The sequence below is a fragment of the Thalassobacillus cyri genome, from assembly GCF_900107755.1.
Lineage (GTDB): Bacteria > Bacillota > Bacilli > Bacillales > Halobacillaceae > Thalassobacillus > Thalassobacillus cyri.
The window spans coordinates 49,477-65,552 of record NZ_FNQR01000018.1 but is presented as its reverse complement, the minus strand read 5'-3'; the positions used below and the strand labels follow the sequence as shown (position 1 = coordinate 65,552).

The window sequence follows — 16,076 nt, the reverse complement described above, 5'->3', positions numbered from 1 at the left end:
ATGAAGATTATTGCAGGCTATTTTTGTCTAATTTATATTTATCCAATTTATAATAAAGATTACGAATAGATATATCTAAAGCCTTTGCCGTCTGTGTTTTATTGTAATTATGCGCTTGATAAGCGTCTGCAAGAAGTTTCCGTTCATAAGCATCGACCGCTACCTGAAGGGTTTCACCTAACCATGGCTGGTCATGTTCATTAGCTTTATCTTTATGGGATACTACATGTTTCAAAGGCGGGATATGGTCAAGCAGAATAACTTCTTCAAAGTTTTCCATGTAAATCATCGCTCTCCCGATGATATTTTCTAGTTCTCTTACATTTCCAGGCCAGTGATAATTTTTCAGTTTTTCTAAGGCAGCCTCTTCAACCCGCTTTACATTACGCCCATAATTTTCATTCAATTTTTGAATAAGATGTTCAATCAACAAAGGGATATCTTCCATCCTCTCCCTTAGTGGCGGAATATAAATAGGAAGACGGTTGAGCCGATAATAAAGGTCCTCGCGGAAACTTTTATTCATGATCGCCTTCTCTAAATTGACATGGGTAGCAGCAATAATTCTGACATCAACCGGCACCGGCTTCGTTCCGCCGACACGGACAATCTCTTTTTCCTGAAGCACACGAAGAAGCTTGGCTTGCATTTGCAATGTAAGTTCTCCAATTTCATCCAGGAAAATACTTCCGTTATTGGCTTCTTCAAACAGACCTTTTTTTCCGCCTCGCTTTGCCCCCGAAAAAGCCCCCTCTTCATAACCGAACAATTCACTTTCCAGTAAGGATTCAGCAATAGCTGCGCAGTTGACCCGGATGAATTTATTATGCCGCCTTCCACTCTCATTATGGATAGCATGTGCAAAAAGTTCTTTTCCTGTCCCTGATTCCCCTCTTAACAGGACGGTTGCGGGGGTTTTCGCTCCTACTTTTGCCTGCTCCAACGCTAGTGTCATTTCTTGCGAAGTCCCGATAATATCATCAAATGTGTATTTTGCTTCCAGTTTCCTGATGATCTGCCTCGCCCGTTTCAATTCGCTAGTCAGCGACTTGATCTCTGTTACATCATGAAGGACACCGACACTACCTTTCAATTTACCATCAACAATGACAGGGGCGACATTGACAATGACGTCCTTTTTAGCGGGCCCGACTTTCATTCTGACACCGCGCACAGGCCTTCTTGTCTGCAACACTTTCATGTGCATACTTTCACCCTCATAAATATCTACCGTGGCTGGTTTGCCCACGATATCTTTCTCAGTCAGCCCTGTAATTCTAGTGTAGGCCGGGTTGATCATTAGACCATTCCCGTTCTCATCCACTACAGAAATCGCTTCATCAGAAGATTGGATAATCGCTTCAAGCATCGTTTTGACTTCTTTTAAATCGGTGATCTCTTCCGCTAAATTGACCACTTCGGTAATATCTTTGAAAACAGCGAACGCACCCATAACATCCCCATCAGAGTTGATGATGGGAATCCGTGTGGTAATCACTTTTTTGCCGTTTTCCAGAATCAGCTTCTGGTTGACTTCCTTCCTGCGTGTTTTCATTATTTGCGGAAGTCTTGTCGAGGTGATGATTTGATTCACTTTTCGGTTCAACGCTTCTTTCTTGTCCATCCCTAAAATTTTCGCTGCACTCTTGTTCATGAAAGTAACTTTTTCCTGCTCATCAATGACAATCATTCCATCATGGATACTGTTCAGAATTAGTTCCTGATTAACTGTTTGCGTTTTCAACTCATTCAATAACGTCTCTTTTTCTTCTAAAAGTTCAGAAGTGATATAAGCCACCGAACCTGGGATGACCACCGTTTTCCCTCTCCGGGCAGATAAAATAGATTCGAAAGTTTTTTCATCCCCTGTCGCTTCAATGACAATATCAATCTCTCTATGTATCCATTTTTTCCAATCCGAACCTGTTGAGATTCCAAAATCGGCAGCCAAGCTTAACCCTTCTGCTTGTTCGTTAATATCTACAATAGCTACAATTTCCATTCGGTTGGTTGCTTTTAATAATTTTAATAATGCCGTACCGCCTTTGCCGGCACCTACAATCAGCACTCGTTTCACTGTACCACTTCCTGCAATTTTTTGCGTATCTTTAGCATAATTCAACCTGCATATATTAGCAAGTTTTAATAAGTTTTCATAAATCGGCTTGTTTGCTATACTTAATAAGCATTGAAAAAAATTGCGCAGCTGACTAAAGTATCTTAGTTTTTTATAAAAATACTTATATAAAGGGAGCTCGAGGGCAATGCGATTGATAGCCTTACTTATCCTGGTTATTCCCGGAATCATTGCGACATTAGGAATTAAACTGATACGTGATACGTTATTTGGAATATTACACCCAATTTTCTTTCATATTTCAATACAATTTATTTTTGGTGTCCTGTTTTTATTGGGAGGAATCGCGTTTATTGGAGGGTTTATCCGTCACCGGGATAAAAAGCGAAAACAGACAAATGGAAGATTTTAAAGAAGAGCCTGGGGTGCTCTTTTTTTGTGAAAAAATATTGGAATGCTCTTCAGAGGCATTGCTGCGTGCTGGTTTGCTATACTAAGATTACCAACATTCGTAAGTTAGGGGTTTTTTAATGGAAAGCTATCAGAAGATGTTCAAAGAACAGTATCCATTTAACTTATTGACAGCTGAGGAATTTAACGACATCTTCGGGAATGCCACCATCAATGAATATAATAAAAATGAATTCATTATCCATGAAGATCAGCAGGAAGATTCTGTAGAAGTACAATTTCTTTTATCGGGACTTGCGAAAAATATCATGCATCGCTCTAATGGCCAGCAATTATCCGTCAACTTTTTCTATCCTGGTGACCTGGTGGGAGTCATGATGATGCTAACCAGTGGGGAGATGAAATTTTCTGTTCAGGCATTAGAAGCAACCAAAACATTGTGCTTTGATAAGGCAAAATTTTTTGAGGTCATGTCCAACAATACTCACTTTTCAAAAGTTGTGGTCAATGAAATAAGCAATATGATGAAATCACTTTATAATGAAATAAAATATAAAAGTTCTACGACAGATGAAAATGATGAAAAAGAGTTATTTAAAAAACGAGCAGATGCTTTTATGGAGTCACCTACGTTCATTCACCCTGAAAAATCTGTAGAACAGGCGGCAAGGGTAATCCAGGAAGAGAAAGTTGAAGCATTGATTGTCAGCGAAGACCGTCAAACGATGATTGGTATGCTGGGGTATTCAGAAATCTTGAAAGCCTATTTTGAAAATGGACATAAGAGGCCTGTGAAAGACTATGTCACCGAAGAGTCTTTCGCCATTGCTTCTCAATCATTCATTTATGATGCCTTAAGTTATTTAAAACACCACCCAACAGAATTGATTCCTGTACTACATCGCGATACTATCGCCGGTGTACTTAGACAGTCTTCTTTCTTTACGATTCAGAACTCGGTCTACTTCGACCTTACTTATCGTATCTCTAATGCGACTAACTTAGAAGAACTGAAAAGTCTGTCCCCTTCTAATAATAAACGTTTCCAGCAATTTGTTGGAAGTCTGGTCGGAGAGAATATGTATGCTTATGACATAACCGAATTAATATCTAATTATAATGAGCGAATTCATAAGCAGATCATACAAATCGCAGAAGAAGAAATGGTTCAGGAAGGCTATGGAGCACCCCCGATCAACTATTGTTTTATCGTAATGGGAAGTTTAGGAAGAAAAGAACAGGCTTTCAGCACAGATCAGGATAATGGATTGATTCTGTCGGATTATAAACACTTGCCTGCGGCAAAAAAAATCGATGATTATTTCGAGTTGTTTGGAGAAAAAATAAACCACATGCTGGCAGATTGTGGGTTCCCTTTATGTACAGGGGGAATCATGGCAAAAGAGGAAAAGTGGCGTAAATCAAAAGAAGAATGGCATGAAAACGTCAAGAGTTGGATTGAAAAAATGGATGGAGAAGAAATAAGGGACTTTACAATTTTCATCGATTTCCGTCCAATCTTTGGTGATTATTCACTTGCTTACGAACTTAGGGAATTTGTTGTAGAACGAATTCGGCGTTCTTTAAACCTCCACCAATTGCTGATGAAAGATACATTACGATTCAGGGTTCCCATTCAACCATTTGGGCGGATCACCGGAGTTGGTAAAAAGCGCGGATTGAATTTAAAAAAATCTGCCATCATGCAGATTGTGAATGCCATTCGCATTTATTCAATCAAGTATGGTATTGACGACGTCAATACCATTAAAAGATTGACAGCTCTAACAGAACAGGAGCGCTTCCATCCGAGAGATGCCGAAAATGCCAAGCTGGCACTACACCGTTTACTCACATTCCGGCTGCAGGAAAATTTAAGGCAGCTGGATGATGATTTACCTTTATCGAATGAGTTGAATTTAGCCCATTTAAAGAAAGATGAAAAAAGAATTTTACGTGATGCACTGATTATCGCTAAACGTCTCCAGCAGGTGTTAGAATTGAGCTATAACAGGAATCGGGTGGTCTGATGCTTCCTATCGACTTGCAGATCCTCAAATATTTATTTTTTGAAAAACCGATATACGCCTATAAAATCAGACCTCATTTGAAACTGGAGGCCTATCACCAACTATACGAAATGCTGGAGAGTTATCAATCTGACAGAGAACTAATGCATAAGCCGCTGGAGGAAGCAACCTACACCATCTTCGATTTAGAAACCACTGGTTTCCTGCCAGAAATCGGCCACGAAATCATTTCAATCGGTGCTATACAAATGGAAGGGCTTCAAGCATGCAATATCAAAAAGTTCCACCAGATCATACGGCCTATTCGACCGGTTCACCGCCATACGTTGGAGTTAACAGGTTTGACACGATCCCAACTGCGAAGTGGATGTTCGTTTATTGAAGGTTTTGAAAGATTCTTATCGTTCAGCAAAGATTCGATTCTGGTAGCTCATCCTGCTAAGTTCGATATGCGATTCCTTCAAGCTATGTTAAAACGTTGGAAACTTCCACAGTTCGATCCACCTGTAATTGATTCCCAGTTGCTTGCACAATGGCTCTTGCCTGAAATCCGCCATCAGCTGGATCCTTTGTTAAGATACTTTGATATCGAACAAATGGAACGACACCACGCTTTGAACGATGCGATTATGACAGCAGAGTTATTCGATCAGCTCTTAAAAGGTGCTGTCGAAAGTGGAATAAGCGATTATCTTTCTTTAAAAGAACATTTATCGCACATTTCCAAATCAAAAGCGAACGCTTCCTTATTGTTAAGTCGCTAAAAATAATGAGGCTGTACCCAAAAGCCATCAAAATGACTTGTTGGGCAGCCTCTTTTTTTACTCTAAAAAATTACGTTATTGCCCTGAAATAGCTTTGGAAAGAGTAACTTTTACTCCTTATTCAAAAAACTCACGATACAAGTATTGTACGACTCGTTCCATCCCTTCGGCATCAACTCCGAACATCATTGAAACCTCTGAGGATCCCTGGTTAATCATTTCAATATTGACCTCCGCTTCACGAAAAGCACGAGTAGCCTGACTGGCAAGACCGATCGTACTGTTCATTCCTTCCCCTACAAGCATGACCATCGCCATATTCCGTTCGATGTTCACCATGTCAACATCCAATTCTTCCTGGATACGCGCTAATATTCGCTCCTCTTTTTCCCCATACAGCTCTTCTTCCCGTAAAATCACAGACATATCGTCTATACCAGAAGGAGCATGTTCAAATGAGATGTTTTCATCTTCCAGAATTTGCAGCAGACGGCGCCCAAAACCGATTTCACGGTTCATCAAATACTTACTGACATAAAGGGTCAAGAAACCTTTATCACTCGCAATTCCAGTCACTCTACCGTAGCCAGCTTCATTTTCAGCGACAATCATCGTGCCAGGTGCCTGAGGATTATTGGTATTCTTAATACATACAGGAATCTTCGCCTTGAACGCCGGTATTAGTGCTTCATCATGGAAGACAGAAAAGCCGGCATAGGACAGTTCACGCATTTCTTTATACGTCAAAGAGGTTATTTGTTTAGGGTTAGAGACAATATTCGGGTTCACACAGTAAACCGAATCGACATCGGTAAAGTTTTCATATAAGTCAGCTTTTACTCCGGCTGCCACAATCGATCCTGTGATATCGGATCCGCCACGAGGAAAAGTGACCAGTCTGCCTTCTTTGCTATAGCCGAAAAAGCCAGGCACTACCAGGATTCCTTCCCGTTCATGCAGTTTATACAACTGTTCTAAACTCTCATCAAGCACTTGCGCCTGTCCTGGTTCATCACTGACAATGATCCCGGCTTCTTTTGGATTGACATAGGCAGCTTTCACATCTTTTGATTGTAAATACGCACTGAGGATCTGCGCAGAACCATCTTCTCCACAAGATTTGAGGGCGTCCAGTGTCCATTCTGCGGACTCATGTGAGGAAATAATATATTGGATGTTCTTTTGAATCGTTTCAGTCAAATCTTCCGACAGCTCCAATTCCTGGATGATTTCACGGAAGCGATCCATAACGGCTGATAATGCTGTATCATAATCTTCATTGCCAATCACTTTCCCGGCAAGCTCAATCAATAAATCGGTCATTTTGACATCATCACTGGATCTTTTCCCAGGCGCTGAGACTACGACTACTTTTCGCTCTGGATCATCCAGGACAATATCCGCCACTTTTCTCAATTGTGTTGCATTTGCTACAGAGCTTCCTCCGAATTTTACTACTTTCATGATTACATCTCCCTGCTACTATGTTAAAGTGTTTAATAATTTAAAATTGTAACATAGTTGTTTGCTCTTCTCCATTATTTGGAGATAGAATTCTGATTTTTCTTGAATTCGGATTTCAATCTTATACAAATTCTATGTTCAGGAAGCTCTCAAATCACCTTATTTCCCCAAGAGTGCAGCATCTGTCTCTACCACTAAAGAACAAAAATAAAAAGCTTCTCTTTCCTTCTACACAATCAAGTGAAAGAAAAGAGAAGCTATCAGCTCTGTTATTTACAGTGGTTAACTTGCTTTATGTTCCAAACGCAGGCGGTCTGCTACCATGGCGATGAATTCAGAATTTGTCGGTTTAGCTTTTGTATTAGATATGGTATATCCAAACAAAGAAGAAATCGATTCGACATTACCGCGGTTCCAGGCTACCTCGATCGCATGACGGATTGCACGTTCCACACGAGAGGCAGTTGTTTGATATTTTTTAGCGATGTCCGGATACAACACTTTGGTAATAGATCCTAATAATTCAATGTCATTGTATACCATCGAAATAGCTTCACGTAAATACATGTATCCTTTAATATGGGCTGGGACACCGATTTCATGGATAATATGAGTGATGCTGGTGTTAAGGTCAGGTTTCTGTCCAGATTTGGCACTTGTGCCAATAGCTTTGCTGATCGGATCATTAGAACCATGGATTTGACGAATCTGATCGGTAAGGGAATCAAGGTCGAACGGCTTCAGCATGAAGTAAGATGCACCTAAATCGACTGCTTTTTTTGTTACCTCTTCTTGTCCAAAAGCTGTAAGCATAATGACGCTTGGTTTTTTCTTAAGCTCCAACTGCTTCATTTGACTCAATACAGCAAGGCCATCCATATGCGGCATAATGATATCCAACACCAGTACATCCGGTGTAGTCTCTTTTAACATTTCCAGGCATTCTTTCCCATTATAGGATGTCCCAACAACTTCTACATCTTTAATGTCTTCAAAATACTCTTCCAACAACTTGATCAACTCACGATTATCGTCTGCCAAACCAATTTTAATTTTTTCCACTTTATTTGATTCCTCCTTGTATTTTCCGCCTGTGTTTCCAAGTAATGTATTCGACAATCGTGCAGATAATCCTTTTAATTTAGTGAAAAAAATTTAATTATTTTTAAAATGCTTCTATTTACTTTGATTTTCTATTGTTTTCGATTATATTCTACAATTAATGCTAGGCGAATTTCCTGTTTGTCGAAAAATCTTTATATAAAGTATAGTAACATAAATTTTCCAAAAAAGGAATTAAGTTTTTATAAAAAGCCTTAGTTAAACCTTAATGTTTACCTTCCCTTTTGCTGAAGACTCCTTTTCGAGATAATTGAGTCCGTTACCATGAGAGGATTGGGATGGGCTGGGAAACAACTTGCTTTCCAGCTTCATCGCCTAGACACTCGTGACATAAGCAGTCCATCAACGGGAAGAAAGAACATTTCCCTTTTGCTGTTCTGCTTATGCGTGTCGTGTCTCCCAAGGCGATTACGCATTCATTTCTTTCCTGCGGGGGCCTGGCAAGCTTCCTCGGGCAAGGGCTGTGGAATCTCGCCTAGCCCCTTCTCCCACGGGAGTCTCGCCGTTTCCCTGACCATCCAGCCAGTTTAGTAATAAAGAGAAAGAATGTACAACTACCTTCATACTGATGCATTTACAAAGGATATGAAGCGGCCAAAGTCTTTTTTCAACATCCTAGTGCGGTTCCACAAGTGTGATTTCGAGAACTTTCTACGGCAAGGTACGGAGGGGAACGGCGAGACTCCTCGAAACTGCTACGCATTTCCTTCGTGCGTGGGTTAAGTCAGGATGAAAATGACAAGACGAAGTCTTAGGAGGCTAAGCGCTTGCCCGCTGAAAGGGAGTCGTTCCCCACCGGACCGTTATTTAGATAAACATCTCTAAATCGAGTGTTCCATTAAACGGCATTTAGTTGAATAAGCCGCTTATAAAATCATTAATAACACGTTTAACAAAGCCAATAAAAAAAAGCCGTAAATGCTACGGCTTCAACTTGCTTGCTGTTTATAGATGTCAATACCTGCTTCTTGAAGCATCCATTCAATATGGACACCATAGCCTGAGGTAGGGTCGTTTACAAAAACGTGGGTAACTGCTCCGATGACTTTTCCATCTTGAATAATCGGACTGCCGCTCATCCCTTGCACGATGCCACCTGTTTCCTTCAATAATTCAGGATCTGTGATTTTTACCACCATTCCTTTTGTGGCAGGATGCTTTTGTGGAACGGTACTTACTACCTCCACATCGAACTCCTGTACTTTTTCACCTTCAACTACGGTTAAAATTTTTGCAGGGCCTTCTTTTACTTCATGTGATAAAGCAATTGGCATCGGTTTATCACTTACACCATTGGTAATTCCATTGTCCAACTTTCCAAATATACCGAAAGGGCTGTTTTTGGTGATTTCACCAATACGGTTACGATCCGCAGAGAATTCGGCTTTCTTTTCTCCTGGAACCCCTTCACTTCCTTTTTGAATGGAAGTAACATTGGACCTGACGATTGTACCTTCATGAATCTCAATCGGCTTTTGAGTATCCATATCAGAAATCACATGACCTAGCGCTCCATATTTTTTTGAATTAGGGTCATAAAAGGTCATTGTCCCGATACCTGCAGCTGAATCACGGATATAAAGACCGATACGGAATTTCTGGTCTTTTACATCGTAAGTCGGAGTAAGATTTGTATCAAACGTTTCTTTTCCCCGCTTGACCGTTACTTTAAGATCTTTTTCCTTTTCACCAGCTGCTTTCACAATCGGTGCCATTTCTGACATTTTTTCTAATTCTTTGCCATTTACCTTCAGAAGTATATCGCCAACTTCAATCCCCGCCTTTTCACCTGGAGATACCTGATTTGAGTCTGTCTTCACCTGATGATGTCCCACTACTAATACACCCTTAGTGTGCAGTTTGACACCAATCGATTGACCTCCGGGTATGACTTTATAGTCACTAAGATAATCCACGTTGATTTTTTTCAACGGCAAGCCGGCAACGTTATAGAAGAACTCATCTGTTGAGGAGTTTTCTTTACTGGATTGAAGGGCATGTATCGAAGAACCTTCTGCTTCATTTATATCTTTTATAGCTGGCACACTGGTTATGCCTTGTTCTTGAAAGGTGGTCCATTCTGTCGGAATGGATAAATATTTTTGTACAGGGCTTAGAAACGGTATTACAATCATGGTGAGCAAAAGGATTAAACCTGCTGCATATCTCATCTGTTGCTTAAATTTCAAATGTTCCAACTCCTCGCCTCTAACCCACACCATCTCAATCGAATGGTTTACTTTTAATGTGGTCTAAGCAGGCGCTTTTTAAACACAGCTCGAGTCAGAAAAAAGAGGGAACAATTCCTGAAACATTTCTAATGTAAAAGGTTGGATAAAAAGTGCTATTAACGTAAAAATTAATAATAAAATCACGCTGCTATCAGCGCGATTTTATGTGTTCGTTCGATTTATGTTTAAGTGCCAGTTCCAGTAATTCTTTTGCATGTTCTCTTGTCGTTTCTGTCAATTCTGCACCTGTAATCATCCTGCTGATTTCATCAACTTTATCTTGTTGTGTCAACTCCTTCAAGGAAGTGGAAGTACGATCCCCACTCACATGCTTCTCAATCTGCAAATGGGTATCAGCCATGGAAGCCACCTGGGGTAAATGAGAAATACAGAGGACTTGAGAGGACTCTGAAATTCCATATATTTTTTCAGCGATAGCTTGCGCGACACGCCCGCTGACACCAGTATCCACTTCGTCAAAAATGACGCTGGTAACACCCTGATGCTTTGAAAAAATCTTTTTTAGGGCAAGCATTACGCGGGAAAGTTCCCCGCCCGAGGCAACTTTGTGAATTTCTTTTAAGGGTTCTCCGGGGTTTGTGGTTATCAAAAATTTGACCAAGTCGAAGCCGCTGGGCATCAATTTGACATTCCTGCCTTCAAATACCGGGTCATCCTGCTGCCCACTTTTAGTTTGGATATCCACCGCGAAAGATGCCTTTTCCAGGTATAAACCTTTCAACTCCTGTTGAATAGCATGGGCGAGTTCCTCGGAAGCCTTCACTCTGATATCCTGGATGTGCTTTGCTTCCAGAGCGGCATCTTGTCCGATTTCTTTGATATCGCTCTCAAGCTTGGTTAAATGTGAATCTTTATTTTTAATTTCTTCGATTTCCTCTTCGATTTTTGAACTGTACTCCAGAATTTCTTCAACACTTTGCCCATATTTTTTCTTAAGTCGATTGATTTCATTCAACCTGCTCTCGATTTCATCCAGACGTTCTGGATCAAATTCCAACTGTTCAAGCTGGGAGCTAAGTTGAAATGTCATTTCTTCCATCAGGTAATAATGATTGGACATTTCTTCTGACATTTTCTTTATCTGTTCATCATAATCCTTAGCTCCTTCTAACGCAGTCAGCGAATGAGAGACCCAATCCAAACCTTTTTGTTCTCCATAAAGAGCCTGATAAGCATCTTGGATGCCAGAATAAATTTTTTCATAATTGACTAAGCGATTTCGTTCTTCCGTCAATACAGTATCTTCATTAGGCTCCAGCTCAGCTGCTTGCAGTTCATTCCATTGAAACTCTAATAAATCAAGTCGTTGAGCCATTTCCTGTTCATTGTCATTCAATTCTCTATATCTTTTCCGTAAAGATTGGTACTTATCATATAACTTTTGGTATTCTTCTTTTGCCTGCGTTATTTCTTTATTTGCATATAAATCCAACAACTCAATATGCCGTTCTACATCCATTAGCGATTGTGTTTCATGCTGACTATGGATATCTATAAGCGTTTTACCAAATTCCCGGAGAATAGCGAGCGTGACAAGTTTTCCGTTTACACGGCAGATACTCTTTCCTTGAGAAGTTATCGTTCGATGCAGCACTATCATGCCGTCTTCCTCGATATCAACCCCGAATTCCTCTCCTTTATCATAAACAGGATGGTATCCCTCTACGGAAAACAATCCTTCTATCTCAGCTTTCTTGCTGCCATACCGGACAAACTCTACAGAACCGCGTCCACCAGCGAGTAATTGGATCGCATCAATAATGATGGATTTTCCTGCCCCGGTTTCTCCGGTCAATACAGTCAAGCCATCTTTAAAGTTGACAGAAATTTGATCAATGATAGCAAAATCGCGAATAGAAAGTTCCATTAACATCGTTGAGCCACCTCGACTTCCCCATTTCTTAGACCTTCCTTTTCATCCAAGGATGTCTCTGTTCCGCTTTATAGCATTTCCAGCAATTGATCCGATATCATCTGCGTCTGTTCCTCGCTGCGGCAAATAATCAAGCAAGTATCGTCACCGCAAATGGTACCCATTATTTCTTCCCAGTCTAAATTATCAATCAATGCACCCACAGCATTAGCATTGCCTGGTAATGTTTTTAAAATGATGAAATGTCCGGCACGGTCGATACTTACAAATGCATCCATCATAAGTCGATGAAGCTTTTCCAATGGATTGAAGCGTTGGTCGGCCGGAAGACTATATTTATACCTTCCATCAATCATTGGTACTTTTACTAAATGCAATTCTTTTATATCTCTAGACACTGTAGCCTGGGTGACGTTATATCCAAGACTTTTCAAACGGTCGACAAGTTCATCCTGTGTTTCAATATCATTATTTGTAATCAATTCACGAATCTTAATATGACGCTGACCTTTATTCACAGAAATATTCCTCCAATCTAAAACATACAACTCGCATAAAAAGAGGGCTACACATCAAGGCAGCCCTCTTCCTTTCTACGCATGCTTCCGATGTGTCTGATGTGCTTCTTTCACAATATCCCTTATTTCGACATCGGAGAAACGATTACCTTCTTTATCGGGTTTCCAGAGGAAATGTGCTAAGAATTCAATATTTCCGTCTCCCCCGGTAATAGGCGAAAACGATATATTCGCAACCGTATAATTTTGCTCCTGAGCAAAGTCAATGATTCCTTTGAGCACTTCTTCATGGATTTTCGGGTCACGGACGATCCCTTTTTTACCGACTTGGTCTCTACCCGCTTCGAATTGTGGCTTAATCAATGCAATAATGTCACTTTCTTCCTGTAAAAGCTGGGATAATACAGGTAAAATCAACCGCAGTGATATGAAGGAGACATCAATCGAAGCAAAATCAGGGGCTCCATGGATTAAGTCATCAGCGGTTACATAACGAAAGTTTGTCCGCTCCATCACATATACACGAGGATCATTTCTTAATTTCCAATCCAGCTGATTATAGCCTACATCTATAGCGTAACTACTTTTTACCCCATTTTGTAATGCACAATCTGTAAAACCGCCGGTGGACGATCCGACATCAATCATGATTCTATCTTTCAAGTTTAGGTCAAATTCTTTAATCGCTTTTTCAAGCTTCAGACCACCGCGACTCACATAAGGTATCAGCTTTCCTTTTACATGTAAGGAGAGATCTTCATCCACCTTCATGCCAGGTTTATCCAGACGGGCACTTTCAGAATAAACAAGACCTGCCATTATGGTCCTTTTAGCTTTTTCTCTTGTTTCTATTATACCTCTTTCGACCAGTAATATATCCAGTCTTACTTTCTTCGCCATATCTTCAAGCCCTTTTTTGTTTACTTGGTATTAGTTCTTTCAGATTCACAACGACAGCTTCTTTTGTCAAATCGATTTCTTTCAACAATTCAGGCACTTTGCCGTGCTCAATATAACGATCCGGGATACCCATACGCTTGATTGACTGATTCCTATAAAGGTTCTCTTCAGCAAATTCAAGGATACTTGAGCCGAAGCCACCTTTCAATACAGCTTCTTCAATAGTCAGAATCGGCAATTTTTCCTGCATTATGCCATGAAGCATTTTTTCATCCAAAGGCTTTAGAAACCTGGCATTAACCACTCTAATCGAGATTCCCTGCTTCTTCAGTTCTTCACTGGCCTCCAAAGCCATGTCAATCGTGGTACCAAATGTCAATACAACAGCGTCAGAACCTTCCTGTAAGGTTTCCCAGCTGCCAATTTCTATCGGTTTAGGGGCAGGGTCGACTGCTACTCCTTTTGCATTACCACGAGGATAACGAATAGCCATCGGCCCGTCATCATATTTCATCGCTGTATGCACCATATGCTGTGCTTCATTTTCATCTTTCGGCATCATCAGGGTTATATTTGGTAAGTTTCTTAAAAACGCTATATCAAATACACCCTGGTGCGTTTCTCCATCAGCTCCTACCAGTCCTGCCCGGTCAATGCCGAAAACGACATTCAGATTTTGGCGGCACACATCATGAACGACTTGATCATATGCACGCTGCAAGAATGTAGAATAAATCGCAAGAAATGGCTTCATCTCCTGGGTAGCTAATCCAGCAGCTACTGTGGTAGCGTGCTGTTCAGCTATTCCCACGTCATATAACCGGTCCGGAAATTCTTCCCCGAATTTCTCTAATTTAGAGCCTAAAATCATGGCTGGAGTAATGGCAACAATTCGTTTGTCTTCACGGGCTTCCCGTCGCAGCGCCTCGGTTATCACTGAACTCCAAGCCGGTGGAGCTGTATCAGGCTTGATTTTTTCACCAGAATCGATTTTATAAGGTCCTACCCCATGCCATTTATCCGTCTTATCTGTTTCAGCAGGATGATATCCTTTCCCTTTTTGGGTCATCACATGAACAATGACTGGCCCTTCTGTTTTCTTCGCATAATTAAGATTTTCCAATAAGTCTTGAAAATCATGACCATCCACAGGACCGTAGTAAGTAAAACCTAGTTCTTCAAAAAACATTCCAGGCACGACAAAATATTTCATGCTATCTTTAAGACGCTCGGCAGCTTGCGCCAGCCTGCCGCCGACTGCAGGAATTTTTTTCAACAACCATTCCAGATCATCTTTAGCTCGATTATATTTTCCTGCGCTCCTCATTCGTCCCAATGCATTATGAAGTGCACCGACATTTTTAGCAATCGACATTTCATTGTCATTAAGTATAACCGTAATATTTTTCTTTTCATGGCCAATATGGTTGAGCGCTTCTAAAGCCATACCACCAGTTAATGCTCCATCACCAATGACCGGGAGGATAGAATGATCTTCTCCTTTTACATCACGTGCGATAGCCATTCCCATCGCTGCCGATAGTGACGTAGAACTATGACCAGTTTCCCATAAATCATGTTCACTTTCACACCGTTTAGGAAATCCACACAGTCCTTTATACTGTCTTAATGTCCCAAACTGGCCCGCTCGTCCTGTCAATATCTTATGAATATAGGATTGGTGACCCACATCGAAAATAAATCGGTCTTTCGGGCTTTGGAATACTTTATGAAGAGCAAGGGTCAACTCCACGACCCCAAGATTGGCTCCAAGATGACCGCCTGTTTTTGAAAGGTTTTCAATTAGAAAAGTTCTTATTGTTGAGGCTAGCTGTTTCAAGTCTTCGTCGGAAAGATCCCTGACAAACGAAGGATCTTGAATTTTCTTTAGATCCATAAATGGACCTCCTATCTTTAACGTGTTTTTCTAGAAGCCTCGGCTGGTTTTGATACGATATTTATCTTCAACTTATTCTCTATCCATGCGATCACTCTTGCAGCAAAATATATGATTTTTGTAGAAGAGTGAATGGCGAAAAATTTGCCGATAGCTTTCCCGCCTACTGTCAACGCGGCTACTAAGCTTGTTAATATGACCGATATAGTTATTTGCAGCGTAGACCCCTCCGAATGTCCAAACGCATTGGCCAACTGGATGACTACCAGTGCAGAAGCTGTACCACTGACGATGCCGGAGATATCCCCTATGACATCGTTACAAAAACTGGCGAAGCGATCGGCATTACGGACAATGATGATCGCCTGTCTGGCACCTGGTACTTTTTCAGCGGCCATCGCATGGAATGGCGGCTCCGATGCAGCAGTAGCTGCAATTCCTAACATATCAAATATAACACCAATCAATACTATAATGAAAACGATAACTAATCCAATATACCAAATGACCCCGCTTAGCACGGAAGAAGATATTACTGAAAAAATAGCCGCTAACACAAATGTGATAACGGCAATACTTATACTGAACCTTAATGATTTTTTTAATTGATTATCCATGTGCAACCTCATTTGTAGATTATGTAAGAGAAGGAATGGTCACCCAATAGGTAAAAATTGCGGCTTAGGTCCAGTAGGTTTTCCCATCCAGATACCGAATGTCACCATTCTGGCGGTTCCCCTTTAAACCCGGATCGACTCCGTTTCCGAA

At 40.8% G+C, this 16,076-nt stretch carries 12 protein-coding genes; 3 read left to right on the top strand and 9 right to left on the bottom strand.

The window, feature by feature from the left end; genetic code table 11:
- Positions 1–7: 7 nt before the first annotated feature.
- Positions 8–2,077: a sigma 54-interacting transcriptional regulator gene (locus BLV00_RS17660; protein WP_093046280.1), complete on the bottom strand. Its 2,070-nt coding sequence runs from the start codon at positions 2,075–2,077 to the stop codon at positions 8–10.
- Between the two features lie 187 nt (positions 2,078–2,264).
- On the opposite strand from BLV00_RS17660, the gene BLV00_RS17655 reads away from it, so the two are divergent.
- From BLV00_RS17655 to BLV00_RS17645, 3 genes are all read left to right on the top strand, one after another.
- On the top strand, positions 2,265–2,489 hold the full coding sequence (locus BLV00_RS17655; RefSeq protein WP_093046279.1) for a DUF2627 domain-containing protein: 225 nt from the start codon (positions 2,265–2,267) through the stop codon (positions 2,487–2,489).
- A gap of 118 nt (positions 2,490–2,607) precedes the next feature.
- Complete coding sequence (locus tag BLV00_RS17650; RefSeq protein ID WP_093046278.1) at positions 2,608–4,518, top strand: DUF294 nucleotidyltransferase-like domain-containing protein; 1,911 nt, start codon at positions 2,608–2,610, stop codon at positions 4,516–4,518.
- 14 nt (positions 4,519–4,532) lie between these two features.
- Positions 4,533–5,282 (top strand): 3'-5' exonuclease, encoded by a 750-nt coding sequence (locus BLV00_RS17645; protein ID WP_245729007.1) that lies wholly within the window; start codon positions 4,533–4,535, stop codon positions 5,280–5,282.
- A 117-nt stretch (positions 5,283–5,399) separates the two neighbouring features.
- Here BLV00_RS17645 and BLV00_RS17640 read toward each other — a convergent pair whose 3' ends face one another.
- The 8 genes from BLV00_RS17640 to BLV00_RS17605 form a co-directional block, all read right to left on the bottom strand.
- Positions 5,400–6,746, bottom strand: a complete 1,347-nt coding sequence (locus tag BLV00_RS17640) for an aspartate kinase (RefSeq protein ID WP_093046276.1) — start codon at positions 6,744–6,746, stop codon at positions 5,400–5,402.
- Between the two features lie 282 nt (positions 6,747–7,028).
- Positions 7,029–7,808: a sporulation transcription factor Spo0A gene (gene spo0A, locus BLV00_RS17635; protein WP_028783156.1), complete on the bottom strand. Its 780-nt coding sequence runs from the start codon at positions 7,806–7,808 to the stop codon at positions 7,029–7,031.
- A 989-nt stretch (positions 7,809–8,797) separates the two neighbouring features.
- Entirely contained in the window at positions 8,798–10,039 is a 1,242-nt protein-coding gene (gene spoIVB / locus BLV00_RS17630; RefSeq protein WP_093046296.1) for a SpoIVB peptidase, read from the bottom strand.
- 211 nt (positions 10,040–10,250) lie between these two features.
- Positions 10,251–11,993 (bottom strand): DNA repair protein RecN, encoded by a 1,743-nt coding sequence (gene recN / locus BLV00_RS17625; protein ID WP_093046275.1) that lies wholly within the window; start codon positions 11,991–11,993, stop codon positions 10,251–10,253.
- A gap of 68 nt (positions 11,994–12,061) precedes the next feature.
- A complete protein-coding gene (gene ahrC / locus BLV00_RS17620) occupies positions 12,062–12,511 on the bottom strand; it encodes a transcriptional regulator AhrC/ArgR (protein ID WP_093046274.1) in 450 nt (149 codons plus the stop codon).
- Positions 12,512–12,586: 75 nt separating this feature from the next.
- The gene (locus tag BLV00_RS17615; RefSeq protein ID WP_093046273.1) at positions 12,587–13,411 is read right to left on the bottom strand and encodes a TlyA family RNA methyltransferase; all 825 of its coding nucleotides are present in this window, start codon (positions 13,409–13,411) and stop codon (positions 12,587–12,589) included.
- Between the two features lie 4 nt (positions 13,412–13,415).
- A complete protein-coding gene (gene dxs / locus BLV00_RS17610) occupies positions 13,416–15,308 on the bottom strand; it encodes a 1-deoxy-D-xylulose-5-phosphate synthase (RefSeq protein WP_093046272.1) in 1,893 nt (630 codons plus the stop codon).
- 17 nt (positions 15,309–15,325) lie between these two features.
- On the bottom strand, positions 15,326–15,925 hold the full coding sequence (locus BLV00_RS17605; RefSeq protein ID WP_093046271.1) for a CNNM metal transporter family protein: 600 nt from the start codon (positions 15,923–15,925) through the stop codon (positions 15,326–15,328).
- Positions 15,926–16,076 lie beyond the last annotated feature (151 nt).

What these genes read in the sequence shown, in the direction of transcription:
- BLV00_RS17655 (WP_093046279.1), top strand. Translation starts at nt 2,265, where the DNA reads ATGCGATTGATAGCCTTACTTATCCTGGTTATTCCCGGAATCATTGCG.
- BLV00_RS17650 (WP_093046278.1), top strand. Translation starts at nt 2,608, where the DNA reads ATGGAAAGCTATCAGAAGATGTTCAAAGAACAGTATCCATTTAACTTA.
- BLV00_RS17640 (WP_093046276.1), bottom strand. Translation starts at nt 6,746, where the DNA reads ATGAAAGTAGTAAAATTCGGAGGAAGCTCTGTAGCAAATGCAACACAA.
- spoIVB (WP_093046296.1), bottom strand. Translation starts at nt 10,039, where the DNA reads ATGAGATATGCAGCAGGTTTAATCCTTTTGCTCACCATGATTGTAATA.
- recN (WP_093046275.1), bottom strand. Translation starts at nt 11,993, where the DNA reads ATGTTAATGGAACTTTCTATTCGCGATTTTGCTATCATTGATCAAATT.
- BLV00_RS17615 (WP_093046273.1), bottom strand. Translation starts at nt 13,411, where the DNA reads ATGGCGAAGAAAGTAAGACTGGATATATTACTGGTCGAAAGAGGTATA.
- dxs (WP_093046272.1), bottom strand. Translation starts at nt 15,308, where the DNA reads ATGGATCTAAAGAAAATTCAAGATCCTTCGTTTGTCAGGGATCTTTCC.
- BLV00_RS17605 (WP_093046271.1), bottom strand. Translation starts at nt 15,925, where the DNA reads ATGGATAATCAATTAAAAAAATCATTAAGGTTCAGTATAAGTATTGCC.